Genomic DNA, 24567 nt, shown 5'->3' with positions numbered 1-24567 from the left:
CGCGGCCCGGGAGCAGGGATCGAACAGGAATAATCAAGAGTGGTAAAAATATCGATTGACGCGATGGGCGGTGATTTCGGTCCTGAAGTGGTCGTCCCCGGCGCGGCAAAGGCGCTTGAGCGCCACCCCGACATGCGTTTTATCTTTTTCGGTCTGGCCGGACAGGTTGAACCGGTGCTGGCGCGCTTTCCGAAGTTGCAGGCCGCATCCGAGTTTCGTGCCTGCGAAGTCGCCATCGGTATGGACGACAAGCCAAGCCAGGCGCTGCGCAACGGGCGCGGCAAGTCCACGATGTGGAAGGCCATTGAAGCGGTGAAGACGGGTGAAGCCGATGCCTGCGTTTCCGCGGGCAATACCGGTGCACTCATGGCCATGTCGAAATTCTGCCTGCGCATGATGTCGGATGTCGAACGTCCGGCGCTTGCAGGCATCTGGCCGACGCTACGCGGTGAAAGCATCGTGCTGGATGTCGGCGCGACGATTGGGGCCGATGCGCGTCAGCTGGTCGATTACGCCGTCATGGGCGCTGGCATGGCGCGGGCGCTGTTTGAAGTGCGCAAGCCGACGGTCGGCCTGCTGAATGTGGGCACGGAAGAGGTCAAGGGCCTCGATGAAATCAAGGAAGCCGGGCAGATCCTGCGCGATACGCCGCTGGATGGTCTGCAATATTCCGGCTTCGTGGAAGGCAACGACATTGGCAAAGGTAGCGTCGATGTCGTGGTGACCGAAGGCTTCACCGGCAATATCGCTCTGAAGGCCGCTGAAGGCACGGCGCGTCAGATGGCGACATTGCTCCGTCAGGCCATGAGCCGCACTTTGCTGGCCAAGATCGGCTATGTCTTTGCCAAGGGCGCTTTTGATCGCCTTCGCGAAAAGATGGACCCGAACAAGGTCAATGGCGGCGTGTTCCTCGGCTTGAGCGGCATTGTCATCAAGAGCCATGGCGGCGCGAGCGCCGAAGGCTTCTGCTCGGCAGTCGAAGTGGGCTACGACATGGTGCGCAATCGTCTTTTGCAGAAAATTGAAGCCGATCTGGCGCATTTTCACCACAGTCACCCGCATGTTTCGTCCAGTGAAGGCGGCGAAGCGGCCAGGTAATTATTTGCCCTGAACGGGCGCGGATTTCGACGGTGCGGGCAATAGCCCCGTTCCGTTCGCTTATGAGGACAGGAATAAAAAATGATACGATCTGTCGTGCGGGGTATCGGTTCGGCATTGCCGAAGCGGGTCATGAAGAACACCGATTTTGAGGGTGTCATAGAGACCTCGGACGAATGGATCGTGCAGCGCACGGGCATTCGCCAACGCCATATCGCGGGTGAGGGCGAAACCACGGTTTCGCTGGGTGCAGCCGCCGCGCGCGCGGCCATCGAAAATGCAGGCCTGCAGCCATCCGATATCGACCTTGTGCTGGTCGCCACATCGACGCCGAACAACACGTTCCCGGCGAGTGCGGTAGAAATCCAGCGTGAGCTTGGCATTACCTCCGGTTTCGCTTTCGATATGCAGGCCGTTTGCAGCGGCTTCATCTATGCGATCACCACCGCCGACCTTTATATTCGCGGCGGCATGGCCGAGCGCGTTTTGGTCATTGGTGCGGAAACCTTCTCGCGCATTCTCGACTGGACCGACCGCACAACCTGCGTTCTGTTTGGTGATGGCGCTGGCGCTGTTGTGCTGGAAGCTGCCGAAGGCAAGGGCCTGACCTCGGACCGTGGCGTTCTGGCTGCAAATCTGCGCTCGGACGGCAACCACAAGGAAAAGCTCTATGTGGATGGCGGCCCTTCGACGACGCAGACCGTCGGCCACCTGCGCATGGAAGGCCGTGAGGTCTTCAAGCACGCTGTCGGCATGATCACCGACGTTATCGAAGCTTCCTTCGCGGAAACGGGCCTTACGGCAGACGATATCGACTGGTTTGTGCCGCATCAGGCCAATAAGCGCATCATCGATGCTTCGGCCAAGAAGCTGAATATCGCCGAGAGCAAGGTCGTCATCACCGTTGACCGCCACGGCAACACCTCGGCTGCATCGGTGCCGCTGGCGCTGGCCACAGCCGTTGCCGACGGCAGGATCAAGAAGGGCGATCTGGTTCTTCTCGAAGCCATGGGCGGCGGATTTACCTGGGGTGCGGTTTTGCTGCGCTGGTAAGCCAATCGCCGCAAAACAGGCGCGTCGGGTCACGTTCGGAATCGGATCGGAAAAGAAAAGCAACAAAATTGATCCACCGCGAGGGAACTCGCGGCTTGACCGAGCCGCTTTTATTTGTGTAACGTCCTGTCACGTAAGGATATTATCTGTTCAAACGCTAACCAGGTGGGTTCGGTTATGGGAGGTAAAACGGTCACGCGGGCTGATCTGGCAGAGGCTGTTTACCGTAAGGTCGGTCTTTCCAGAACGGAGTCGGCGGCTTTGGTCGAGATGATTCTCGATGAGGTCTGTGACGCAATCGTCAATGGCGAAACAGTGAAGCTGTCGTCATTTGCCACTTTTCAGGTCCGCGACAAGAACGAACGTATCGGTCGCAATCCGAAGACCGGCGAAGAAGTACCAATTCTTCCGCGACGCGTGATGACCTTCAAGGCTTCCAATGTTCTCAAGCAGCGCATTCTGCAGGAACATCAGAAGCGCGAAACCAAGAGCAAATAATCCAGATCGATGCCGCCCCAGTTCCTTCGGGCGGCATTTGTTTTTCCAGATCAGGTGGCAAAAGCGGCGGCTTGCGCGTTCTGGGGCAAGACGATGATTGCTTTTGCGCTGCCGTCTTGATCCATCTCACATCGCGGAACAGGGCCTGCTTCGCCGGAAGGCGGTGCCGTCTCGCCCCATGTGCCCCCGCTGTTCCTCTGTCAGAAGCTGGCTGTTGAGCGTCATCCATGTGAAGGGATGCGCATAAAGCTCTGATATTATATAATGGAGATAGTGGAACGAATCATTTCGCTAATATTCGAATCCGGGAGCGCACAGGCTTTTCGGAAAGAGTTTCAGCGTGAAACGCCTCGGGTTTCAATCGGCGTTCGGACAGTATAAGTAGGCCACGGTTTTTGAAAACTGGTGGCATTCCGCCTTATTGTCACTGTCCGTGTATCGTGCGGACCGCAAGTGGATTTCAAAGCCTATACGGATCGCTCGGTGAGCGGGCCGTTGCTGCTGGAAAGGGCAGGTGGATGGACAAGAGCCCTGATGCATTCAGGACGATCAGTGAGGTTGCGGAGGATCTTGATCTTCCCCAGCATGTGCTGCGTTTCTGGGAAACGCGCTTTACACAGATCAAGCCGATGAAGCGTGGCGGCGGTCGCCGCTATTATCGTCCAATCGATGTCGAACTGCTCAAGGGCATTCGCCATCTGCTCTACGATCAAGGCTATACGATCAAGGGCGTGCAGCGTCTGCTGCGCGAAAACAATCCGCAGTTTATCATTGCTCTGGGCAATGGCGATGTGCAGGCCATTGAAGTCATCTCGCGCCAGAAGCAGGCTGCGGCTGACAAGCGTGCAGCGGAAGAAGCTGCCGACAATGAAATGGCCTTGCCGAGTGGCATCAAGGCGCCGCAGCCGTCACGCAAGTTGTTCGGCTTGCTGAAAGGCGAGGATGACGGCCCCATTGGCGCGGACGGTAAGCGACCGTCGAAGGACAACCGCTCGCTCTTGCAGGAAGCGCTTTTCGATCTTCTGGAGTGCAAGCGATTGCTGGATCAGGTTCGCTAGGATCGACAAAAGGGAGGCCGTGGCCTCCCTTTTTTATATCGTCAGCTGGACGAGAGTTTCAGGCCGATGATGCCCGCGAGAATGAGCATAACGCTTGCAACGCGGAAGAAACTTGCGGTTTCCCCGAGAATGAAGATGCCGACTACGAAAGCGCCAACTGCGCCGATGCCGGTCCAGATCGCATAGGCCGTGCCGAGCGGCAGGCTGCGCATGGCGATGGAAAGCAGCAGGAAGCTGCCGATCATCGTGACCAGTGTGATGATGCTGGGTGTCAGAAGAGAGAAGCCTTCCGACTTTTTCATGAAGAATGCCCAGACGACCTCAAGAATGCCGGCGATAGCCAGATAGACCCATGCCATTTGTATGCTCCATTTTTGGAAATGGGTAAAATCAAAGACTTAAACTGTTTCGATGAATCAGTTTCTCAAAGTCCCGGTGTGGTTGGTGTCCCAAGCAAAAAAACGTGCGAACCGCCAAGGCTGGCCAATTGGCCGCCAGTGTTTCTAGACCTGACGATGTGCTTGATGCTGTTTGGTTCGATTGGCCGTAACATAGGATGCTCCTATGGGGCCGTCCCCTATGCAAACAGTGGCGCGGGTCGTCCCGCGCGCCAGATAGATAGTGTCTCGCTGGTGCTGTGGCAAGATGCATGACGAAATTGCTGCCAACATTAACTTGATTGCTTCTGTCGTGGATCGGCTGTTGTTTTCGTTTATCCTGTCATTCTTACTCACAATTATGCCAGGAGATCGATCAATGACCATCTCAAGACGTAATTTCATTGTTGCAGCATCTGCTGCCGGTGCGGGGATGGCGCTTTCGCCGGTGGCCCTTGCCCAAGCAGCAGCCGAAACGGGCAGTTCAAACGTGCAAAAACCGTCGCAAGTTGAAAATCCAGGTTTCCATCGCTTCCAGCTCGGTGAATTTGAAATCACCACACTGTCCGATGGACGTCGGGCAGGCGAGGCACCAGAGAAAACCTACGCGATCAATCAGGACCCGAAGGAAGTCGCTGCGCTGCTTGAAACGAACATGCTGCCTGCTGACCGATTTGTGAACAGCTTTACGCCGGTGCTGATCAACACTGGCAAGGACCTCGTCCTATTCGACACGGGCATGGGTGCCGGTGCGCGCGCAAACGGGCAGGGCAAACTTGTCAGTGCGCTGGAAGCATCAGGCTATAAGGCCTCTGACGTTTCGCTCGTCGTGCTCAGCCATTTTCATGGCGACCACATTGGCGGCCTTATGGAAGACGGTAAGCCTGCCTTCGCCAATGCCCGTTATGCAGCCGGACAAAAGGAGTTCGATTTCTGGACCGACCCCGCACGACTGGATAGTCCGATGAAGGGTGGTGCCGAGCTTGTCAGCAAGAATGTGAAACCGCTGGCCGAGAAGATCACCTTTCTGGAAGACAACAGCGAAGTCGTCCCGGGCATTCACGCCTTGGCAGCTTTCGGTCACACGCCCGGCCATCTGATATTTCGCGTCGAATCCGGTGGTAAGCAGCTGATGCTGATCTCCGACACGGCCAATCATTTTGTCATCACCTTGCAACGGCCCGATTGGCATGTCGCTTTCGATGTGGACAAGGAGACCGCCGTCGCGACGCGCAGGCGCGTCTTCGACATGCTGGCGACCGAGCGCCTGCCTTTCATCGGATATCATATGCCTTTCCCGGCAGTGGCTTATCTGGAGAAGGACGGCGCGGGCTATCGCTATGTTCCAGAGTCGTATCAACTGCGGGACATGTAATTCCGGTCAGCGCCCCGGCGACAAGTGAGCAAGTTCAAGGGAAGTCAGGTTTGGACATGCGCAATTCTCTGAACAGGCGTCTAATGACGCCTGTTTTGCTAAAGGAAATTGCCATGAAAAGACTCATTTTAGCCGGCACCATAGCCACATTTCTCGTCAGTAGTTCCAGCGCTTTTGCGTGCTGGATGACTAGTGATCCAGATCAATGTTATGCAGTTGACTGCGATGCCAAACCCACTTGGTTTGAGAGGGTCATGTGTCATGGCGCGATTATAACTCAATCAGGTCCACATGACTGACGAGCCACGATCAAAAAGGCCTGCGTAGGTTTTAGCGCCCACCTGCGACCTCGATGAACGAGCCGGTCGTGTAGCCGGGGGCGTCGTTGAGCAACCAATAGATTGCTTCCGCGACTTCCTCGGCTTTTCCTGCGCGTCCCATCGGGGTTCCGGCACCGAGCGTTTTGGCCCGGTCGGGATTGCCGCCGCTCGCGTGGATTTCCGTTTCGATCAAACCGGGGCGAACCGCATTGACCCGGATGCCTTTCGGCGCGAGCTCCCGCGACAGGCCGATGGTCAACGTGTCGAGCGCGCCCTTGGCACCTGCATAATCCACATATTCGAACGGTGAGCCGAGCTTTGCCGCCATCGAGGAAACGATGACGATGGAACCGCCCGGTTGAACGCGGCGCGCTGCTTCACGTGCGCAGAGATAGGTGCCGTAGACATTGACATCGAACATGGTGCGCAGACGTTCCGCGCTCATCTCCGCGAGCGGCATGGTCTGCGCGACGATACCGGCATTCAAAACAACGCCTTGCAGCTTGCCCAATTCCTGTTCCGCGCGGTCGTAAATGGAAATAACGTCTTCTTCGTGTGAAATATCGCCTTGCAGCGCAATGGCTTTGGCGCCTGCACGTTTCAGACCGTCGGTAGTTTCCGCTGCTGCCGAGGTGTTTCCGGCGTAATTGAGGGCGATGGACCAACCGTCCGCGGCGCAACGCAATGCCGTTGCTCTGCCAATGCCACGGCTACCGCCGGTTATCAGGACGTTTTTCAAGCTCGAACTCCTCCGCATGATTTATGGTGGAGTTAAACCGGTTTGTCGCTCTCCGCAAAGCGGAGATTGTTCAGAAAAAACAATATGGGGAAGAAAATGGTCGGAGCGGCGGGATTCGAACCCACGACCCCTTGACCCCCAGTCAAGTGCGCTACCGGGCTGCGCTACGCTCCGAGCCGGGGAAAGCCTTAGAATGCAAAGGTATTTTCCGCAAGCCCTAAAAGTGGCAAAAAGGCAAAATGCGCACAATTGATATCTGGAAAACTACCAGTATCGCTTATGTTCGCGGGGCGAACAGGATGATGCAGGTGCCTGCCAGAGCCACGCATGCGCCGGTCATATCCCAACGGTCCGGCTTTGCGCCTTCGGCAATCCATATCCATAAAATGGAGGCGACAATGTAGATGCCGCCATAGGCCGCATAGGCGCGGCCCGCCGTATCGCTCTCGATCAGTGTCAGGCAGTAGGCGAAGAGCGCCAGCGATGCCATGCCGGGAATGAGCCAGAGCGGCGATTTATCGAGTTTCAGCCACGCCCAGAAAGCAAAACAACCGGCGATTTCGCAGATTGCGGCGGCGGCATAGATGATGAACTGCAAGCGGGCTCCTATGCTTGTGCTGGCTGGCGGACGACGGGCCGGGAATTTTGACGCCGGTATTTATATTCAAGCCCGGCGCAACCCCAGATGATCCCGAACAGCAGATAGAAATGCCGCCAATGATCGGTGTCGATAACATTGCCGATCAGCACATGCCCCAGATAGGTCGCATAAGCGCAGAGCAGATAAGGCTGCCACGGCCTGTTGCGGAAAAGCTGGCGAAAGCCGATGCCAAGCGTCATGAATGTCAGCGTGACGAAGGCCACAAAGCCGACCCAGCCATAATCGAGCGCGGCTTTGAGCCAGTTGTTATGCGTGTCTTCGCCGAACATCGGACCGAACTCCAGCGGGCCGATGCCGAGCGGATGCTGGGTGGCAAGCACCATGCCATACCAGTGGCGGGCAAAGCGCCCCATACGATCGGCGTCATAGCTTTGTTCGAGTTGGGCGCGCTGCAGAAAGAAATCGCCGATGCCGGGGATTTCGATGAGGATCAGCAGCCCGATCACCACAGCGGCAACCGCCAGCAAGGACAGCACGAGGAGGCGCAGGCGAAAGCGGTTATTGTTTGCTTGCAGATAGAGCGTAAGCAGAATCACCATGCAGGCGAGGGGCACCATCGCCCAGGCTGCGCGCGAAAACGAGAACAACACGCCGAGCGTCAGGATGGCGGCAGCAGGCAGATAGACCAGCATGTCGCGCGCACGTCCGGTGAGGATACGGTAGACCGTCCAACTCAACGGCAGAATGAGAAACGGGCCGAACACATTCGGGTCCTGAAACGCGCCTTTGGCACGCCCGTAGCGCGTGAAGAGATCGGCACCGGGGAATAGACTGAGATAGCCCGCAATACCGAGAAAGGCGGCGATCAGGCCGACAAACAGATAGGCCTTGAAGATCGTTTGCAGCCGCCGGTAATCCATCTCGATCATTGCGGCAAAGAAAACCGAAGTGAAGGCGAGGAACAGCGAAACGGCGATATAAAGCGGCGCGTTTTTGAGGTCGGCCATCTGCAAGGTCGACAGGACCCCGCCAAAGTTGAAGGCCGCGAGGATAGCCAGCAGAACGAGGTTAGTTCGGCTCAGGCGAAGTCCGAACAGCAGCGCAATAGCAATCAGCCCCGCCATATAAACTTCATAAGGCGCAGGTTCGCTCAGCACGAAACCCAGCAGAAACACGCCCAACCCAACTGCGAAGTTGACGATCAGGCGGTTCAGCGCCCGGCGTTGATGCGCCGTCGCGCCCTCAGGGGGCGCTGAATTGCGCATCGGCGCAACTATGGACGCTGCCTGGCTCAATAAGCGTTTTCCGTGTTGAGAAGGCGAACGGGTGTCAGGAAAAGAATCTTGAGATCGAACCAGAGCGACCAGTTTTCGATGTAATAAAGGTCGTATTCAGTGCGCATCATGATCTTCTCTTCATTGTCGATCTCGCCGCGCCAGCCATTGATCTGGGCCCAGCCGGTCACGCCCGGCTTGACGCGGTGGCGTGCGAAATAGCCATCGACCACTTCATTATAGAGAAGATTGTTGGAATGCGCTGCCACGGCATGGGGGCGCGGACCGACCAGCGATAGCGATCCGGCGACGACGTTGAAGAACTGCGGCAGTTCGTCGATTGATGTCTTGCGGATGAAGCGTCCGACGCGGGTAACGCGCGGATCGTTCTTCGTCACCGCATTGCGCGCCGTCGGGTCACACTGCTCGGTATACATCGAGCGGAACTTCCAGACGTTGATGACTTCATTGTTGAAGCCATGGCGCTTCTGCTTGAAGAAAACCGGCCCCTTGCTGTCGAGCTTGATGGCGATGGCGGCGCCAATCATGATCGGCGACAGCACCACAATGCCAACGAGACTGAAGGCGATGTCGAAAATACGCTTGGCGACCGAATCCCAGTCGTTGATCGGCTTGTCGAAAATATCCAGCATCGGCACTGAGCCGACATAGGAATAGGAGCGCGGACGGAAGCGCAGGTGATTGTTAAGCGCGGACAGACGAATATCGACGGGCAGCACCCAGAGCTTCTTGAGAAGGGCGAGGACACGCGCTTCCGCGCTGATCGGCAGCGACACGATCAGCAGATCGATATGCGCGATGCGCGCAAATTCGATCAGTTCGTTGATATTGCCGAGCTTGGGATAACCGGCGACCACGGGCGGCGAGCGCTTGTCGTCGCGGTCGTCGAAAATACCGCAAATACGGATATCGTTATCGGGCTGCTGCTCAAGAGAGCGGATCAGCGCTTCGGCATTGGGGCCGCCGCCAACGATCACGGCGCGGCGTTCCATAGTGCCATTGCGTGCCCAGCGGCGGATTTTCCAGGCAATGAAAAGGCGGGATATCAGAATGACGGCGATGGTGCTGACGGCCCAGATGAGGAACCAGCCGCGCGAGAAATGCGCCGAGACCTTGAAGAGAAAGCCAACCAGTGCAAGCGTGCCGAGCGTTGCCGCCCAACTGATGATCAGCCGCCGCAAATGGTGGGTGGGACTTCTGAGGATGTTGACCTGATAGCCGTCATTGATTTCCATCAGAGCGACATAAAGCACGCCGCCAGCGATGACGATCAGCGGGTAATAGAGCAGATAATCGCTTTGAAGCCCGACATAATAGCCAAGGCTTAATATGCCCATCAGGAAGATGAGGCCGAACTCAACCAGACGCACGACGCCGCTGAGCATGAGCGGCGAAAACGTGTCCCGCTGATATTGCGCGGCTATGCTGCGCGCCAGAGGGCTGAGTCCCACCGGTTCTTGCGGCTTCGAATCCTGCTTGGCGCTGGCTTCAATCGCCTTGCGTCCGAATGGAGAAAAAGCATCATTGTCCCGCACGATAATGTCTCGCTTATCAGTTTACAGGAGGATGTGTACCGTCAGATTCCTAAGAAATCTCTGAAACACGCAGGTATCGGACCTGCTGAATACTCAAGAATGTGTTTCACGGTAAATCAATTCTATAGAATGAGCCATGGACTGCACGCTGAAACGTTCACGAAGTCGTGAATTTTCGGGCATTTGCACATCGAAATCGCCGTTGTCGGCTCTGAGTTCAAGGATTTTGGCGACCAGCGCTTCCACGGTCGGCTCGAACAGGGCGGGAGATGCGGGGCCGAATATCTCTGGAATACCGCCGACGCGGCTGGCGATGACGGTTTTTCCGGCAGCGAGCGCTTCCAGCACGATATAGGGAAAAGCCTCCGCACGGGAAGGAACCACCATCAGGCGACCAAGGGCAAATGCATCGCGCGCCGCCATGCCGGGCAGAAACCGAATTTGTGCGCCAAGGGCAAGTTCGCTTGCAAGCGCCGTAAAGGTCGGCTTTTCAGCGCCATCGCCGACCATGGTGGCGCTGAGCGGCAGGTCGTGTTGATCACGCAGCTCTGCGATGGCGCGGATCAGGATATCCGGGCCTTTCAGATCGCGCATCGTGCCGACGAACAGAAGGTCGCTGGCATCGGGCGCGTCGGGAACGGGAATGAATTCGTCATCGGCCAGGCCGTTATAGACCACCGCATGGAGGCCATAAGGCCGTCCGACCTTTTCCTCATAGGTTCGCTTCTCGAAGTTGGAAACGAACATGACCGCATCGGTCATCGGGGCGAGAAGTCGCTCGACCAGAAAGACAGCGCCGCCGCGGCGTGTCTTCTGGTCGAAATGCAGGCTTCCGCCATGCGGTGAATAGATACGGGCTACGCGAGACCTAAAAACCCGTAGAACAGAGCCGAACAACCGGGCATAGACGCCGCCTTTGGCGCCATGCCCATGCAAAATGTCCGGCCGCAATGTCTTGACAACGCGGTATGCTTTGAACGCCGCCGCTGCGTCGCCGATACCAATATGGCGTTGCATGGCAATTCGATGCAGGCCAAGCGCAAGCTTGGGCCGCAATTCTTCTAGAAGCGCGTCCTCTCTAGGACCGCCTGTTGTTGCGTCGCAGACGAGCCCGACAAGGTGACCTTTTTCCGCCTGTACGCCGACCAGATCGCGGACATGGCGGAATAATCCGCCAGTGGGCTCGCGAAAGCAGTGGACGATACGCAGAGGGGAAACGGTGTTGTCATCAGCCATCAATCGCCATCAGAACAGACGTTCGCGGACATAAATCGTATCGCCGGGCAGGATCGGATCGGAGATCAGAACCCGGCCTGTCAGCACCTTGCCATTGAACTGGCGGGTGATATCGGCATTCTCCTGATTGGCGCGCGGGCTGAAACCGCCTGCGGCTGCAATGGCTTTTTGCACCGTCATGCCCGGCACATAGGAATATTGCCCGGCCGCGCCCACTTCGCCCATGACGAAGATCGGGCGATAGCGGTCGATTTCCACGCTGACATCCGGGTCGCGCAGATAACCGCCGCGCAGTTTCGATGCGATCAGGCCTTCAAGCTGCTTTGCGGTCTTGCCGCGCGCTGGAATGCTGCCGACAAGCGGGAAAGCCACGTAGCCTGCCTGATCCACGCTATAGGTGTTGGTCAGGCTTGCCTGTTCGAAAACGGTGATGCGCACGCGGTCGCCCGCATCCAGCATATAGGGCTGGTTCAGCGCTTCGTGAAAAGCCGGCGGTGCGGGGCGGTAGCTCGTGCAGGCGGATGACAGCGTCATCGCCGCAAGACCGAGCGCCGTGAGCAAAGCACGGCCTGTGCGCTTGTTGTGAATTGTCTTCGCCATCATGTCTCGCCTCGGTATCCCCGAAAAGCATCACCCGCATTTATGGAAACTGACCGGTGCCGAAGCGCGATCAGATGAATTCCTGTCACTGCGTTATCGATTGATTAGGGTTAATGGCTGGTAAAGATGTGCGGCGATGGTCAAAAAACTTTCCAGAAGAGGGCGACAGAGTAACGAGAGCATTTAAGCACTTTGAAATATATAGAAAACGATCCTGCGTGGTTTTGTCAGCGATGCCCCATGAAGAACGCAGAAAGTCGAGTGCTTAACTCTATGGTTACCTTAAGCGTTTACTTTTCCGGCCGGAAATGGGTATGCGGCCTGGATGGAATGACGATTGTCAATGATCGGCGGGCGCCCGCGGAGTAACGAAATGGCGGAAGTCGATTCGTCGTTGAAAGACGCAGACATCGATATAGGCGCGCTTTTTGGAAGCTTGCGCCGTAACTGGCTTTTGATTGTTGGTGGCGCTCTTCTCATGGCGGCGCTGGCGTGGATCATTTGTCTGCTTTTGACGCCGGATTACCGCGCAGAAACCCGCATCATTATCGAAACCCGCGAGTCCGTCTTCACGCGGCCCAATGGAGATAATCCTGCCGAGCGCCCGGTGCTGGACCCGGAAGGCGTGAAGAGCCAGATCGAGATTCTGACGTCTAACGATCTCATGAGACGTGTTTCCGACAAGTTGGATTTGCCGAACAATGAGGCATTTACTTCAATTGAAGTAAGGCCTTACAGCCGGATTCTGATTCTTCTCGGCATGATAGCCGATCCGGAGAAACTCTCTCCCGATGAGCGGGTTCTGCAGCGACTGCGTAAGCACCTGCAAGTGTATAATATCACGGGCTCGCGCGTTATCGCAGTGCAGTACACCTCTGCTAATCCTCAGTTGGCTGCACAAATCGCCAATACAGTCGCGGAAGAATATATCGCGCTACAGAGCGCGGCGAAGCTGCAATCGAATGACGATGCGACTAACTGGCTTGCGCCGGAAATCGAAGACCTGCGCACACGTGTACGCGATGCCGAGAAAAAAGTCGCCGATTACCGCGCCTCGCGTGGATTATTGACCGGGCAGACCAACAATACGATTGCATCGCAGCAGCTTTCCGAAGTTTCGACGGACCTGACGCGTGTGCGCTCTGATCGCGCCACGGCGGAAGCGAGGGCGGCAAGTGTTCGCAAGGCGCTTTCTGCAGGCACACCGGTCGATACGCTGCCCGAAGTTGTTGCTTCCGGCATGATGCAGCGGCTCGCCGAGCGCCGCATCGAACTTAACGCCCAGATTGCCGATTTGTCGACGACGCTTCTTGATGGCCATCCGCGCATCAAGGCGCTGCGCTCGCAATTGGCCGACCTTGATCGCCAGACCAAGGCGGAAGGGCGCAAGCTGCTTGCCAGTCTTGAAAACGATGTCACGACGGCAAAGCTGCGTGAAGACGAGCTGACCCGCGAACTGAACCGCGTGCAGTCGCAAGCCGCGCAGGCAGGCGATCAGGAAGTCGAGTTGCGCGCACTCGAACGCGAGGCGGCAGCGCAGCGCGAGCTTCTGGAAACCTATCTGACCCGTTATCGTGAGGCAGCTTCCCGTATTGATCGCAATTATGTGCCTGTCGATGCACGCATTCTGTCGGGCGACGCACCAGCGCTTCCCTATTTCCCAATGGTTTTGCCGACTGTTGCTGCAACCTTTGTGGCGGGGCTGCTGTTACTCTCGATCTTCGTGTTGCTGCGTGAACTGTTCAGCGGGCGGGCCTTCGTGACCGCCCATGGCCGACGCGTTGAGGCTGTCGAGGAAATCGAAATGCCGGTGATTACCGCTGCCGCCCAAGCGGCTGCCGTTCCGCCGACCCTTTCCGAGCAGGAAGTGCCGGTTGCTGCTCCGCGCCGGTCCTGGACAGTGCCTTTTATCACGAGATCGTCTGGCTCTGACGCACGGACGACACCTGCGCCATCGGCGAAGGAGACGACCATGCCTGCACCGAAGAACCCGAATGGCGTGGAAGCCATTGCCAATCGTCTGCTCGACGGTCGCGACAAGCGCATTGTTGTGGTTTCGCCCGAAGGCGACGAAGCGTCGGCAACGAGTGTGCGGCTGTTGCGCGATCTGGCCGACCGTGGCAAGCGTGCGCTTCTGGTGGATATGACAGCTCAGGGCACGGTGGGGAGCGCAATGCTCGACGGGCATAAACTGCCCGGCATCACCGAGCTTCTAACTGGCGAGAAACGCTTCAATGAAGTCATTCATAGCGACCGCTTTTCGCAGGCGCATGTCGTGCCGCTCGGTGCAGCAGACCCGGTTGAAGCCATGCGCGCCGTCGATCGTCTGCCGCTCATTCTCGATGCGCTCGAAACCGTTTATGACTTCGTGATCGTGGAATGCGGCCCATCTTCCTCTGCACAGATTCGCCGTGTTGCTGATAATGACGCGACGGTTGTGATGAGCATAGTCGATCCCGAGAACAATGATGTAGCGCTTGCCGCACTCGATCTTGATCAGGGTGGCTATGAAGATGTCGTCATTCTGATGGACGACAAGACCCCGCAGCCACGCGCATAATTCGATTCAAAAACAGCGTCTTAAAGCGGAAAGCTGAATCAAAATCGCAACTTATCTCCGGGCAAGCTTTGCCCGTATACGCTTGGCGAGCCGCCAGAGTCGGGGATTGCGCTTGATTGTGCTGGCAATAGCGCTGCGAGTGGATTGCAGCGCCACAAAGAGCCTGCCTTTTGCCGACAGCGGCAGAACAGTGTCGAAGATTTCAAGCTCTATATCGCACCAGTCGCGCTTGTAGGGCTCATCGCCCACACCGAAGCTGTAGACCGCATAACCGGCATCGCAACAGCGCTTTATGTCTTCGAAGAAGAGAAACTCGCCGGGGCTGGCATGCGCCATATCATCATCGGCAATGGCGGCAAATTCGGCAGTTGGTCCGCTATCGGTCAGGTTCTTGCCGACGATCGAGCGGATAATGCCGCCCACTTCCAGAAACCGCAATTCGCAGATGGGCGCTGGTGCCGTGAGAGCTTGCCCGTAGAGTGCCTTGAAAAAAGCCTGCACGGCTTTGCTGGCAAACGGGTCGCTTATGCCCATCTGCCGGAAACGTCCGGCTTTCATGGCGAAGTAAAGGTCGAGAACGCGGTCGGATTCGTCCTGTGTCTGCGGCTGTTCAATGCGCCAGCCGCCGGCTTCCTGATAGCGGCGCTCATGCTGGCGGTGCTTCTTCAATCTGCGGCGACGGTTGGTGCGATTAAGCACCGCGTCAAAACCACCATCAAGCGAGACCATCAGGACCGGATTCGGGTTTCGTTTCTGCCCAAGGGTAAAAAGCGGATTGTCGATATCATCAACGGCGTCAAGCTGGCGCGTCAGCGCCAAAGCGTCGATATCCGGTCGCGCCTTGCATATGGCGGCAATGAGCCGGTCCAGAGCTTTGCGGTTGACTGCGGATGACCGTGCTGCGGCCAACCATGGGAAATTACCGTTGGCATGGCTGCCGCCGGGATAGCGCGCGATCGTCATGCCCTTCTGGCGGATGACTTCCAACGGCAGGAGAAAAACCGGGCGTTCAGCATCGAAAATTCCGGCGACGAAACAGTCAGTGTTGACGCAACGATGCCAGCAATCAATCCAGGCGAAGGATTGCGGTGCGCCGTGCAGGGCAGGCCCTATCGCCCAGAGACGCTCGATTTCGGAAAAATCGCTGATAATGCGTTCCGTAAGCGTGGCCGATCCCGCTATGTTGCCCCGCTCAGTCATGCTGTATTGCGCCCCTTGAATATGCTCAGAGCTGCTTTTTACGTGGTGGCTGGGCCATCCACCAGATGATCGCCATGGCTGGCAGGACCCAGAGCAGGCCTGAAACAATGAAATAGAGGAGATGCACCCATGCCGGAGAATTGCCGAGATGCGCGACGGCGATGATCGTAGCCAGAACCGCATAGACGATCACCAGCGTTACCAGCAGAAATGTGCCGATCAGTTTCTTCAGCCTTACGGGCATGATTGCGTCTCTCCTTTTCCCCGCACCATCACTAACCGCTGTACCCTGTCTGCGAAAGGGCAAAAAACGCGGCGGCATGTCGCGTGGGCTTGCCTTGTAACTCACGGATCGATGCTGCATGTATCCCTCCAGATGTTTTGAAGGATGAATGGCATGACGGCAGCATCGATGGCGCAGCGCGGAGAGCGAAGCTCAAGAACGTCGAAGGACGAACGCGACCGGCGCCTTGTGCGTTACTGGCTTTATGCGGTTTTTGTCGTGCTGATCGCCATCGTGATGGTGGGCGGGGCCACCCGCATGACCGGCTCTGGCCTTTCCATCACCGAATGGAAGCCTATCCATGGCGTCATTCCCCCGCTCGACCATGCTGAATGGGTGGAAGAGTTCGATAAATATCGCCAGATCCCGCAATATCAACAGATCAACAAGGGCATGTCCCTTGAAGAGTTTCAGTATATTTTCTGGTGGGAGTGGGCGCATCGCCTGCTGGCGCGCTTCGTCGGCTTTCTGGTTGCGGTGCCGCTTGCTTTCTTCTGGGCGACGGGGCGTCTGAAGGGCGGGCTGAAATACCGCATGCTGGGGCTTCTGGCGCTGGGCGGCTTTCAGGGCGCCATTGGCTGGTGGATGGTTGCATCCGGTCTGAGCGAGCTTACCAGTGTCAGCCAGTACCGGCTTGCAATCCATCTCACCACGGCCTGCGTGATCATTACCGCGGTCTTCTACATTGCCAGAGGACTTGTCACCTATACCGAGCGTCCGGCGGAGCGGTCGGTGCAGCGCTTCGCCGGGTGGCTGGTCTTTGCCGTTCTGGTGCAGATCTATCTTGGTGGTCTGGTGGCCGGGCTTCATGCCGGTCTCACCTACAACACCTGGCCTTTGATGGACGGCGCGATCATTCCGTCCGACCTCTTCATCCAGTCGCCGTGGTGGCGCAATTTGTTTGAAAACCCGAAAACCGTACAGTTCGTGCATCGCATGTTCGCCTATACGGTGCTGGTTCTTACTGTTCTCCATGCCGTTCAGGTGTGGAAAGACGCGCCGGGCACGACCCATGCGCGCCGCACTATAGTTCTGCTCGGCCTGGTTCTGGTGCAGGCAGTCATCGGCATCGGAACGTTGCTGATGAGCGTGCCGCTGCATATGGGCCTGACACATCAGTTCGTCGCATTGATCGTACTGGCTTTCGCAGTCGCGCACTGGCGCGGCACCAAGGGCGCTTACGCAGGATAAGCCGTCTGGCGCAAATATCTCAGCGCGGTGGCAATCTTCAACTCCCGCGCTTCGTCGGCACCATTGCAATCCTCGCGGTGCCACGCGGCTGAAAGACAGCCATAGGCAAAGGCATAATCAAGAATATAGGACGGCGAGCGACCAATGATTGGCGCGAAATGCTCGGCCATGCGCTTTGCGCGATCAAGGTCGAGGCAGAGATCGTCACGATCCAGCGGATTGTAGAAGATATTGGCGGCATCGAAGGCCGCATCGCCAATCAGCCCGTGTGGATCGATGGCAAGCCAGCCGCGCTGTCCCCGCAGGATGTTTTCGTGGTGAATGTCGCCATGCAGCGGAATGGGCTTGTGCGGCGTCGCCAGCAGCTCTTTTGCAAGCGCTGCGGCTTCCGCATAGATCGGCGTCTGATCTGCGACTGCGAAAAGGCCGGAGAAGTGCCTGTCGAGCGGTTGCAGGTCTGACGGCACCGGCGCAGGCGAGGGTGTGTGCAATGCTTCCAGAACCTGCCCGAAGATCACCAGACAATCTGCGTCAAGCCCGCTTTTGAGGTGTTCGTCGAGATGATAGTTGCCCGCATATTCGAGCAGCATCGACCTATCTTCAAGATCGTACAGGCGCGCCGCGCCGTGCCCATCCCGCCAGCGCAGATAATGCGCACCGCGCATTTCCTCCATTCCGGCGGGTTTCAGCTGCTTGATAACAAAAACCTCGCCCGGATGATCGATGCGTTCGACCTTCCAGACGAGGCTTGAATGCGTATCCGCCAGTGGTTCGAATGAACCGACATTCCATTTTCCGGGGAATACCGGTTCAGTCGTCATCAGGCTTTGCCAAGCATGAGGTTCATGTTCTGGACAGCGGCACCCGAAGCACCTTTGCCGAGATTGTCGAGTAGGGCGACCAGATTGACCTGATCGTCGCCTTCGGTGCCGAAGACAAAGAGCTTCATGCCGTCCTTGCCGGCAAGTTCTTCCGCATCGACGCGCGGAAGCTTGCCGCTTTCCTCCAGTGGCACAACTTCGACAATGTCTTGACCGGCATAATGCTCGCTCAGGGCTGCGTGAATCTTTGTCAGCGACGGCCTGCCTTCAAGCTCGTTCAGGAACAGCGGAACCTGCACGATCATGCCCTGCGGGAAACGTCCGACGCTCGGGCTGAAGATCGGGCGACGGTCGAGGCGTCCATGCAGCTGCAATTCCGGCACATGCTTGTGATGCAACGGCAGGCCATAAAGGAAGTTGTTAGCGGCCAGATAGTCCGGATTGTTCTTGTCTTCCATCTGCGCAATCAGCTGCTTGCCGCCGCCGGTATAGCCGGAGACGGCATTGACGCTGACCGGATAGTCAGACGGCAACAGCCCTGCATCGCGCAGCGGGCGAACAAGCGCGATCGCGCCGGTTGGATAGCAGCCCGGATTGGCGACGAGTCTCGTTTCGGCGATGCGTTCGCGCTGGCCTTTGGCCAGTTCGGCAAAACCATAGGCCCATTCCGGATGCACGCGGTGGGCGGTCGAAGTGTCGATGATGCGGGTCGAATTGTGATCCCGCAGCAGGGAGACGGCCTCTTTCGAAGCGTCGTCGGGCAGGCACAGAATGGCAATGTCGGCAGAGCGCAGATAGTCGGCGCGCAAATCCTTGTTGCGCCGCTCGGCTTCCGGGATTGAAATCACTTCAAGATCGTCGCGCTCGGCCAGACGGCTGCGGATTTGCAGGCCGGTGGTGCCGTGTTCGCCATCGATGAAGATTTTCGGTTTCATGCTTTTGCCTTTTGATTTCATAAAGTTACGACAATATCCGGAATCGGTCTTTCAACCGCTTGAATCAGTTTCTCAACCGCATAAACGCGGCACCGTCATCGTCGTTCTTTCTGCTCTGCCAGCAGACCCAGATAATACATTGCGATTGTCGCTCCAGCGATAGCCGTAATATCGGCATGATCATAGGCTGGTGCAACCTCGACCACATCCGCACCGACGAAGTCAAGCGCCGTGAGCTTGCGCAGGATCGATAGCATCTTGGCGGACGAAGGGCCGCCCGCCACCGGCGTGCCCGTGCCGGGCGCAAAGGCCGGATCAAGGCAATCGATATCGAAGGTCAGATAGGTCTTCTTGCCCGCAGTGCGTTTCAAAATGGTGTCGGCAATCTCTGCTGCCGTCATGTCTTCGACTTCGTGACCGTAAATGATCTTGATGCCGCAATCTTCCGGCGCATGGGTGCGAATGCCGACCTGAATGGAATGGTCGGGATCGATGATGCCATCACGCACGGCGCGGGCAACGAAGGAACCGTGATCGATCCGCTTGCCGTCGTCAAACCACGTGTCCTGATGCGCATCGAACTGCACCAGTGCCAGCGGGCCATATTTCGCGGCATGGGCTTTCAGAAGCGGCCATGTCACGAAATGATCGCCGCCAAGTGTCAGCAAAAATGCATCGGATTTGAGGATCTTTGTTGCTTCACGCTCGATCGTGGCTGGCGTCTTGTAATGGTTGCCGTAGTCGAGCAGGCAGTCACCGTAATCGATCACAGCGAGGTTTTCGAACAGGTCGCGCTGGAACGGATATTGCGGATCATTGTCGAAGATCGCCGATGCGCGCCGGATCGCCTGCGGGCCGAAACGCGCACCGGGCCGGTTGGACACAGCTGCATCAAACGGAATGCCCCAGACAACGGCTTCCGCGCCCTTCAGCGACTTGGTGTAGACGCGCCGCATGAAAGACAGCACGCCCGCATGGGTCGGGTCGGTCGCAGCGCTCGTCAGGCTGCGTGCGGTAAATGCGTGATCAATGGTCTTGGATGGCATGGCCGTTCCCCGGTGAAGTTCTGACTTCTATAACCGGTCACGCCAGAAATTGGGAAGAGGTTTTAGTCTCTATCAAAACCGTAAGCGCGTTCGACACGGCCAATGCGCACGCGATAGGTCTCATACCACTGCTGGCGACCAAGCTTTTGCGCCACAAGGTGGTCCACTTCGCGCTTCCATGCGCGAATACTGTCTTCGTCCGCCCAGAACGAATTCGTTATGCCAAAACCTTCCGCGTCTCGGGCGCTTTCGAGGCCAAGATATCCGGGTTGTTGCGCCGCGAGTTCGGCCATGCGAACGGCCATATCGCCATAGCCATCGTCGTCGCCAATGCGTTGCGAGGCAAAACTCACGACGTAATAAGGTGGCTCCGGTGTGACGGCAAAGCGGCTGGACGACATCATGCTGGCTCCCTGCTGGCTGATTCCTGAAATTCATAGCAAAAAGCGGACCCGAAGGCCCGCTTTCCGTTGTTTGATCGTCAGAAGTTGACCGCGAGGTTCACTTTGATCGCGTGATCCTGCGCCTTGGTCGCGAATTGTCCCCGGTAGTGCAATCCGAGAGACGTGTTATGCGCCAGATTGAGGTCCAACCCGGCATGTGCGTAGAACATGTTTTTGTCGAGCGGCAGACCTTCAACCATGAAGCCGGGACCGTCGCTGAAACGCAGCATTGTTTCCGGCTGGTCGGCGCTATTATGCTGCCAGCCGAGCGCCAGCTTCGTATTGACGCTGGTGTTTTCGGAGAGCGCATATTTGTTCGAAAGACGCACGCCGAGATAGTTGGTTAAAAGATCGCTGGTTGCGCCAGAGCCGGAGAGGGCGGTCACAGCCGCATTTTCCGTAAAGCCATTGATTTTCGCATAAGCATAGGAAATGCCCGCAAATGGCTCTAGCAGCGCCAGACTGGTGTTGATGTTGTAGCCGAGTTCCGCAAAACCATGGAAGCTGTTGCCTTTGTAGCTTGCGCGATTATCGTTTGAGACTTCCTTGAAGCGGATTGTGCGCTTGCTGTCGATGTCGTGCAGATTGGCATTGCCACCAAAAGTCAGGTTGAAGTTCTTCCATGCATAGCCGCCATAGGCGCCGATCTGATAGCTATCGACTTTCGCAGACGACAGGCCGCTATTGAGCGAGGATTGCAGATAACCGGCGAAGAGACCCAATTGCCAATTATCCGACAGTTGGCCGTCAATGCCGGTGATGAAGCCCGTCGCGCTGCGGCTCATAGCTTGCGCTTCTCCAATGCTCTGGAAATGCGCTCTGGAATTATAGGCCTGTCCCCATACGCCGTTTTTAAGCGGAGCATTCAGCGCCGAATGATTGAAGCGACTGTCGGACAGATCATTCATGCGCTGTGTCACGGCTTCGCGTGGCAGTTGGTTGTCATAAAGAAGCGAGGTTAAAGTGGATGCGTAAATATCGCCAGACAGCTCGGTATAGGCCTCTGACAAATCGTCTTCCATCCGCGATGTAAGCACGTTCTTGTAGAGCTTTTGATCGTGGCCGAGCGCTTGCAATGCGTTTGCAACCCTTCGTTGCTGGTTGCTTACCGCAGATTCTGCAAATGACTTGCCCGCCGTTGCGAAGGTGACTTCGACTTCATTCGGCCTGTATTCAAGTTTTTCGGTGATGAAGTGATAGGCGGGAAGAACGTCGCTGAAGCGGCCATTGACTTCGTTGTCGGCCTTCACGAATACGCTTGTTTTGCCTACCCGGGCGTTGATTTCGTCAACGGTCAACTTTGGATGGCCGCCGAATTTAACGCTCCCGGCGAGCATAGCCTTGTTGCTAGCATAAATCCCTGAAGTGTTGCCGTTGGCATCGACCTTCACGTCGAGAACACTGCCAGATTTCAGATCGATATCGCCATTCACGTTCAATGGTTTCATGCGCGGCGAACGGTAGTCGCCGGGGGAAACATGCGCACCGGCTCCAGCCACTATGCTGCCGGTAAAACCGGTGCCGCTCAGTGTACCGCCGGAGTGGACCAGAACCGGCGAAGTGATTGAGCCGTTTACCTTTAATTCCCCAGCGTAAATGTCGGTCACCCCTTTGTAGCTGTTCTGCCCGTTAAGGATGGTCATGCCGTCTCCAACCTGCTGTACGCGACCATCGCCGGTAATCTTGCCGTCGAATTCGAGCAGGTTGCTGCGATTGAACGACAGAAAGGCGTCTTTCTGCATCAAATCAACGTCGCCGATAACGGAGCCGGTTTCGCCGCCATTACCAAGCGCCAACCCGCCTTCCGCCACGAAGCTGTTGCCGGTGTATTTGTTTTCTCCCGTCAGCGTCAGCTTTCCAGGATTCATCTTGTATAGCGATCTGTTTCCGTCCAGATAGCCCGAGACTATCTTATCGGACGTCGGAAAGAAGAAGTTGCGCTCGGTCTTGAACAGGCCATTGGGAGACCGGACGTAGAAACCCGCCAAGTCGGGGTTTGACCAATATTCCCGCATGTAGTTCGCAATGTAATTGTGTGTGCGGGTTGTAGGATGAATATCATCCCAGAAAACATATTCATTCTGTATCGCCGAACCGCGCGGCTGGTCGAGACATGAGGGCGTATCGACACAATTTCCAGTCGCATTCGAGAAGCCGAAAACGCCGGGGTGCTTCACCACCATGTCAAGGATATCGGGTATCTGCGGGGCGTAGATCACAGCATCCGGGTGCCTTTGCTTAAAGATAGCGATGCTGGTGGCGATGGCCTTGTTGAAATCATCGGTTGCTTCTCGAGCAATGACGCCGGGCGCATTTGCATAGCGCGGAACTTTCGAAAAATCAGGCATATCGGGCACCAGAAATTGCCGTGCTCCCACCCGATAAAGGCGTTCCAGTGAAGTGAACAATTCATTTCCGCTAAATGCAGCTTTCACTCGCGTGGATTCATCGTGCTTGATTGCATCCAAAGCATCATTGCCCCCCCGCCCATAGAGAAACGATGGTGTGTGGAGAGATGGTCTGAGGATAAACGGTATTCGTCCCACGAATGAACTCGGTCACCTCCTCAGCAATAGAGGGGATCATCCCCGGTATTTTGTGGTTCTCATATTTTGTGCCGCCTATGGCGTAGTTCACACTGGTGCCACCGTTCGGGGTGTTGCTGCCGAAATCACCAGTGGGCTGACGAGTTGGTCGAAATTTCGTGCCCCTTTCCTGGTCTCGGAAAAGGTACTCGTTCCAGACGCGTCCATTGCTGAAGCGTCCGTCGGTCGTGTACATTTTTTTTAAGTTTTTCTATGAAAAACTCACTGAATGCGCCGTTATCGCTCAAGCTGTCGCCGAAGATGATGGCCCTGTCGAAATAAGCTTTCTCGACATTGTCGGTTATGCTCTGGGAGTAAGCTGCAGAAGAAAGTAAAAATTGAACAGAGGTGAGCGCAGTCAATATAAAATTGACTTTCCCAAAAGGAATATAGGTCAAAATAATTATCCTGTTAAAAAAATTATAAAATAAAAATACTAGAAAAAATATAAAATAATATAAGTATAGTGTAAATTAGCCTCCTTTGAATAGGGGTCGGAGGACGGTAGAAACCAAAAAAGCGAGCCTTGCGGCTCGCTTTTTTTGTAGATCCGAACGATGGAAATATCGCCGTTCGGAAATTTGGCCCCAAGCGCCGGAGCGCTTGGGAATATTCCTTGAAACGGATTAGCGCTTCGAGAACTGGAACGAACGGCGAGCCTTGGCCTTACCGTACTTCTTACGTTCGACGACGCGGCTATCACGGGTCAGGAAGCCACCCTTCTTGAGAACCGTGCGCAGGCCCGGTTCGTAGTAGGTGAGGGCCTTGGAAATACCGTGACGAACGGCACCAGCCTGACCGGACAGGCCGCCACCGGCAACGGTAGCAACGATGTCGAACTGGCCAGCGCGGTTCGAAGCGATGATCGGCTGCTGGAGGATCATCTGCAGGACCGGACGTGCGAAGTACTTTTCGAATTCCTTGTCGTTGACGGTGATCTTGCCGGAACCCGGCTTGACCCAAACGCGTGCAACGGCGTCCTTACGCTTGCCGGTGGCATAAGCGCGGCCCTGTGCGTCCAGCTTCTGGACGTGAACCGGAGCGGCAGCTTCGGTCTTGGCAACAGTGCCGAGTTCTTCGAGCGAGTTGAGCTGCTCAGCCATGATTATGCATTCCCTTTGTTCTTGCGGTTCAGCGCTGCGACGTCGAGGACTTCCGGCTGCTGAGCTTCATGCTGATGGTTCGGACCTGCATAAACGCGCAGGTTCTTCATCTGGCGACGGCCGAGCGGACCACGTGGGATCATACGCTCAATAGCCTTCTCGAGAACGCGTTCCGGGAAACGGCCTTCGAGAATCTGGCGAGCAGTGCGCTCCTTGATGCCGCCCGGATGGCCGGTGTGCCAGTAATAAACCTTGTCGGTGTACTTCTTGCCGGTCAGAACAACCTTGTCGGCATTGATGATGATGACATTGTCGCCATCGTCAACATGCGGGGTGAAGGTTGCTTTGTGCTTGCCACGCAGGCGATTGGCGACGATAGTTGCGAGACGACCAACGACGAGACCTTCGGCGTCGATCAGTACCCACTTCTTCACCACTTCAGCCGGCTTCTGAGAAAAAGTTGCCATTGAAGTCTTCCTTAGACTAATCCCCGATATGAACATCAGGGCTTTTTTTGTTGCTTGTGTTGGTGATATCCAACCCGAACGGGCGTGCAAAAAATTAAGTTTCGCGCGCTTCCGGCGGGTCGATACACAAACTCTGCCCCGCCGTCAA

General features: G+C 56.5%; 24 protein-coding genes and 1 tRNA gene. 7 read left to right on the top strand and 18 right to left on the bottom strand.

Features of this window, described 5'->3' with window-relative positions:
• The first annotated feature begins 39 nt into the window (after positions 1 to 39).
• The 4 genes from plsX to QLQ11_RS04425 all read left to right on the top strand — a co-directional run bounded on the left by plsX (position 40) and on the right by QLQ11_RS04425 (position 3707).
• Positions 40 to 1098: a phosphate acyltransferase PlsX gene (plsX, locus tag QLQ11_RS04440; RefSeq protein WP_109368737.1), complete on the top strand. Its 1059-nt coding sequence runs from the start codon at positions 40 to 42 to the stop codon at positions 1096 to 1098.
• Between the two features lie 81 nt (positions 1099 to 1179).
• Positions 1180 to 2151: a beta-ketoacyl-ACP synthase III gene (locus tag QLQ11_RS04435; RefSeq protein ID WP_109368738.1), complete on the top strand. Its 972-nt coding sequence runs from the start codon at positions 1180 to 1182 to the stop codon at positions 2149 to 2151.
• A gap of 177 nt (positions 2152 to 2328) precedes the next feature.
• The gene (locus QLQ11_RS04430; protein ID WP_078340512.1) at positions 2329 to 2649 is read left to right on the top strand and encodes an integration host factor subunit alpha; all 321 of its coding nucleotides are present in this window, start codon (positions 2329 to 2331) and stop codon (positions 2647 to 2649) included.
• Positions 2650 to 3167: 518 nt separating this feature from the next.
• Positions 3168 to 3707, top strand: a complete 540-nt coding sequence (locus QLQ11_RS04425; RefSeq protein WP_109368739.1) for a MerR family transcriptional regulator — start codon at positions 3168 to 3170, stop codon at positions 3705 to 3707.
• A 41-nt stretch (positions 3708 to 3748) separates the two neighbouring features.
• On the opposite strand, the gene sugE is transcribed toward QLQ11_RS04425, so the two are convergent.
• Positions 3749 to 4066, bottom strand: coding sequence for a quaternary ammonium compound efflux SMR transporter SugE (gene sugE, locus QLQ11_RS04420; protein WP_109368740.1), 318 nt, complete (start codon positions 4064 to 4066; stop codon positions 3749 to 3751).
• A gap of 397 nt (positions 4067 to 4463) precedes the next feature.
• Here sugE and QLQ11_RS04415 point away from each other — a divergent pair, with 397 nt between their 5' ends.
• Positions 4464 to 5459, top strand: coding sequence for an MBL fold metallo-hydrolase (locus tag QLQ11_RS04415; protein ID WP_283735807.1), 996 nt, complete (start codon positions 4464 to 4466; stop codon positions 5457 to 5459).
• 330 nt (positions 5460 to 5789) lie between these two features.
• Here QLQ11_RS04415 and QLQ11_RS04410 read toward each other — a convergent pair whose 3' ends face one another.
• The 7 genes from QLQ11_RS04410 to QLQ11_RS04380 all read right to left on the bottom strand — a co-directional run bounded on the left by QLQ11_RS04410 (position 5790) and on the right by QLQ11_RS04380 (position 11785).
• A complete protein-coding gene (locus QLQ11_RS04410; protein ID WP_140024793.1) occupies positions 5790 to 6518 on the bottom strand; it encodes an SDR family oxidoreductase in 729 nt (242 codons plus the stop codon).
• 97 nt (positions 6519 to 6615) lie between these two features.
• Positions 6616 to 6692, bottom strand: a tRNA-Pro gene (locus tag QLQ11_RS04405).
• 103 nt (positions 6693 to 6795) lie between these two features.
• A complete protein-coding gene (locus QLQ11_RS04400; RefSeq protein ID WP_121535745.1) occupies positions 6796 to 7116 on the bottom strand; it encodes a YnfA family protein in 321 nt (106 codons plus the stop codon).
• An 8-nt stretch (positions 7117 to 7124) separates the two neighbouring features.
• A complete protein-coding gene (locus QLQ11_RS04395) occupies positions 7125 to 8384 on the bottom strand; it encodes an O-antigen ligase (protein ID WP_283736117.1) in 1260 nt (419 codons plus the stop codon).
• A gap of 26 nt (positions 8385 to 8410) precedes the next feature.
• Positions 8411 to 9949, bottom strand: coding sequence for an undecaprenyl-phosphate glucose phosphotransferase (locus tag QLQ11_RS04390; protein WP_283735808.1), 1539 nt, complete (start codon positions 9947 to 9949; stop codon positions 8411 to 8413).
• A gap of 93 nt (positions 9950 to 10042) precedes the next feature.
• Positions 10043 to 11185 carry a glycosyltransferase gene (locus tag QLQ11_RS04385; protein ID WP_283735809.1) on the bottom strand — a complete coding sequence of 381 codons (1143 nt, stop codon included), beginning with the start codon at positions 11183 to 11185 and terminating at the stop codon, positions 10043 to 10045.
• A 9-nt stretch (positions 11186 to 11194) separates the two neighbouring features.
• Entirely contained in the window at positions 11195 to 11785 is a 591-nt protein-coding gene (locus tag QLQ11_RS04380; RefSeq protein ID WP_371830778.1) for a polysaccharide biosynthesis/export family protein, read from the bottom strand.
• A gap of 373 nt (positions 11786 to 12158) precedes the next feature.
• Between QLQ11_RS04380 and QLQ11_RS04375 the strand changes: the two genes are divergently transcribed.
• Positions 12159 to 14345 (top strand): exopolysaccharide transport family protein, encoded by a 2187-nt coding sequence (locus tag QLQ11_RS04375; protein WP_283735810.1) that lies wholly within the window; start codon positions 12159 to 12161, stop codon positions 14343 to 14345.
• A 51-nt stretch (positions 14346 to 14396) separates the two neighbouring features.
• On the opposite strand, the gene QLQ11_RS04370 is transcribed toward QLQ11_RS04375, so the two are convergent.
• Together QLQ11_RS04370 and QLQ11_RS04365 are read right to left on the bottom strand one after the other, a co-directional pair.
• The gene (locus QLQ11_RS04370) at positions 14397 to 15545 is read right to left on the bottom strand and encodes a GNAT family N-acetyltransferase (RefSeq protein WP_283735811.1); all 1149 of its coding nucleotides are present in this window, start codon (positions 15543 to 15545) and stop codon (positions 14397 to 14399) included.
• Positions 15546 to 15570: 25 nt separating this feature from the next.
• Complete coding sequence (locus QLQ11_RS04365; protein WP_109368747.1) at positions 15571 to 15789, bottom strand: DUF2842 domain-containing protein; 219 nt, start codon at positions 15787 to 15789, stop codon at positions 15571 to 15573.
• A 153-nt stretch (positions 15790 to 15942) separates the two neighbouring features.
• Here QLQ11_RS04365 and QLQ11_RS04360 point away from each other — a divergent pair, with 153 nt between their 5' ends.
• Positions 15943 to 17019 (top strand): COX15/CtaA family protein, encoded by a 1077-nt coding sequence (locus tag QLQ11_RS04360; protein WP_109368748.1) that lies wholly within the window; start codon positions 15943 to 15945, stop codon positions 17017 to 17019.
• Here the strand turns inward: QLQ11_RS04360 and QLQ11_RS04355 are convergent.
• From QLQ11_RS04355 to rplM, 8 genes are all read right to left on the bottom strand, one after another.
• Positions 17007 to 17840 (bottom strand): aminoglycoside phosphotransferase family protein, encoded by an 834-nt coding sequence (locus QLQ11_RS04355; protein WP_283735812.1) that lies wholly within the window; start codon positions 17838 to 17840, stop codon positions 17007 to 17009. The genes QLQ11_RS04360 and QLQ11_RS04355 overlap by 13 nt on opposite strands.
• Positions 17840 to 18775 carry an N-acetyl-gamma-glutamyl-phosphate reductase gene (argC, locus tag QLQ11_RS04350; protein WP_121536292.1) on the bottom strand — a complete coding sequence of 312 codons (936 nt, stop codon included), beginning with the start codon at positions 18773 to 18775 and terminating at the stop codon, positions 17840 to 17842. The genes QLQ11_RS04355 and argC overlap by 1 nt, the downstream gene beginning before the upstream one ends.
• A gap of 95 nt (positions 18776 to 18870) precedes the next feature.
• Positions 18871 to 19821 (bottom strand): agmatinase, encoded by a 951-nt coding sequence (gene speB / locus QLQ11_RS04345; protein ID WP_171317775.1) that lies wholly within the window; start codon positions 19819 to 19821, stop codon positions 18871 to 18873.
• Between the two features lie 62 nt (positions 19822 to 19883).
• Positions 19884 to 20222 carry an antibiotic biosynthesis monooxygenase gene (locus QLQ11_RS04340; RefSeq protein ID WP_283736118.1) on the bottom strand — a complete coding sequence of 113 codons (339 nt, stop codon included), beginning with the start codon at positions 20220 to 20222 and terminating at the stop codon, positions 19884 to 19886.
• An 80-nt stretch (positions 20223 to 20302) separates the two neighbouring features.
• Complete coding sequence (locus QLQ11_RS04335; protein WP_371835920.1) at positions 20303 to 22810, bottom strand: autotransporter domain-containing protein; 2508 nt, start codon at positions 22808 to 22810, stop codon at positions 20303 to 20305.
• Between the two features lie 125 nt (positions 22811 to 22935).
• Positions 22936 to 23247, bottom strand: a complete 312-nt coding sequence (locus QLQ11_RS04330) for a hypothetical protein (protein ID WP_283736124.1) — start codon at positions 23245 to 23247, stop codon at positions 22936 to 22938.
• 228 nt (positions 23248 to 23475) lie between these two features.
• Entirely contained in the window at positions 23476 to 23952 is a 477-nt protein-coding gene (gene rpsI / locus QLQ11_RS04325; protein ID WP_078340527.1) for a 30S ribosomal protein S9, read from the bottom strand.
• Positions 23953 to 23954: 2 nt separating this feature from the next.
• The gene (gene rplM, locus QLQ11_RS04320) at positions 23955 to 24419 is read right to left on the bottom strand and encodes a 50S ribosomal protein L13 (RefSeq protein WP_078340528.1); all 465 of its coding nucleotides are present in this window, start codon (positions 24417 to 24419) and stop codon (positions 23955 to 23957) included.
• Positions 24420 to 24567: the final 148 nt, after the last annotated feature.

The sequence above is a fragment of the Ochrobactrum sp. SSR genome (assembly GCF_030067775.1).
GTDB lineage: Bacteria > Pseudomonadota > Alphaproteobacteria > Rhizobiales > Rhizobiaceae > Brucella > Brucella teleogrylli.
Note: the sequence above shows the minus strand (reverse complement) of the source record. Positions and strands in the feature narration are given on the sequence as shown.

Excerpts from the sequence above, each read along its gene's own strand:
- QLQ11_RS04380 (WP_371830778.1), bottom strand. The coding sequence starts at position 11,785 with ATGGCGAAGACAATTCACAACAAGCGCACAGGCCGTGCTTTGCTCACG.
- QLQ11_RS04425 (WP_109368739.1), top strand. The coding sequence starts at position 3,168 with ATGGACAAGAGCCCTGATGCATTCAGGACGATCAGTGAGGTTGCGGAG.
- QLQ11_RS04355 (WP_283735812.1), bottom strand. The coding sequence starts at position 17,840 with ATGACGACTGAACCGGTATTCCCCGGAAAATGGAATGTCGGTTCATTC.
- QLQ11_RS04375 (WP_283735810.1), top strand. The coding sequence starts at position 12,159 with ATGGCGGAAGTCGATTCGTCGTTGAAAGACGCAGACATCGATATAGGC.
- QLQ11_RS04365 (WP_109368747.1), bottom strand. The coding sequence starts at position 15,789 with ATGCCCGTAAGGCTGAAGAAACTGATCGGCACATTTCTGCTGGTAACG.
- speB (WP_171317775.1), bottom strand. The coding sequence starts at position 19,821 with ATGCCATCCAAGACCATTGATCACGCATTTACCGCACGCAGCCTGACG.
- QLQ11_RS04385 (WP_283735809.1), bottom strand. The coding sequence starts at position 11,185 with ATGGCTGATGACAACACCGTTTCCCCTCTGCGTATCGTCCACTGCTTT.
- QLQ11_RS04370 (WP_283735811.1), bottom strand. The coding sequence starts at position 15,545 with ATGACTGAGCGGGGCAACATAGCGGGATCGGCCACGCTTACGGAACGC.
- QLQ11_RS04395 (WP_283736117.1), bottom strand. The coding sequence starts at position 8,384 with ATGCGCAATTCAGCGCCCCCTGAGGGCGCGACGGCGCATCAACGCCGG.
- rplM (WP_078340528.1), bottom strand. The coding sequence starts at position 24,419 with ATGGCAACTTTTTCTCAGAAGCCGGCTGAAGTGGTGAAGAAGTGGGTA.
- argC (WP_121536292.1), bottom strand. The coding sequence starts at position 18,775 with ATGAAACCGAAAATCTTCATCGATGGCGAACACGGCACCACCGGCCTG.
- rpsI (WP_078340527.1), bottom strand. The coding sequence starts at position 23,952 with ATGGCTGAGCAGCTCAACTCGCTCGAAGAACTCGGCACTGTTGCCAAG.
- QLQ11_RS04415 (WP_283735807.1), top strand. The coding sequence starts at position 4,464 with ATGACCATCTCAAGACGTAATTTCATTGTTGCAGCATCTGCTGCCGGT.
- sugE (WP_109368740.1), bottom strand. The coding sequence starts at position 4,066 with ATGGCATGGGTCTATCTGGCTATCGCCGGCATTCTTGAGGTCGTCTGG.
- QLQ11_RS04430 (WP_078340512.1), top strand. The coding sequence starts at position 2,329 with ATGGGAGGTAAAACGGTCACGCGGGCTGATCTGGCAGAGGCTGTTTAC.
- QLQ11_RS04360 (WP_109368748.1), top strand. The coding sequence starts at position 15,943 with ATGACGGCAGCATCGATGGCGCAGCGCGGAGAGCGAAGCTCAAGAACG.
- QLQ11_RS04340 (WP_283736118.1), bottom strand. The coding sequence starts at position 20,222 with ATGTCGTCCAGCCGCTTTGCCGTCACACCGGAGCCACCTTATTACGTC.
- QLQ11_RS04435 (WP_109368738.1), top strand. The coding sequence starts at position 1,180 with ATGATACGATCTGTCGTGCGGGGTATCGGTTCGGCATTGCCGAAGCGG.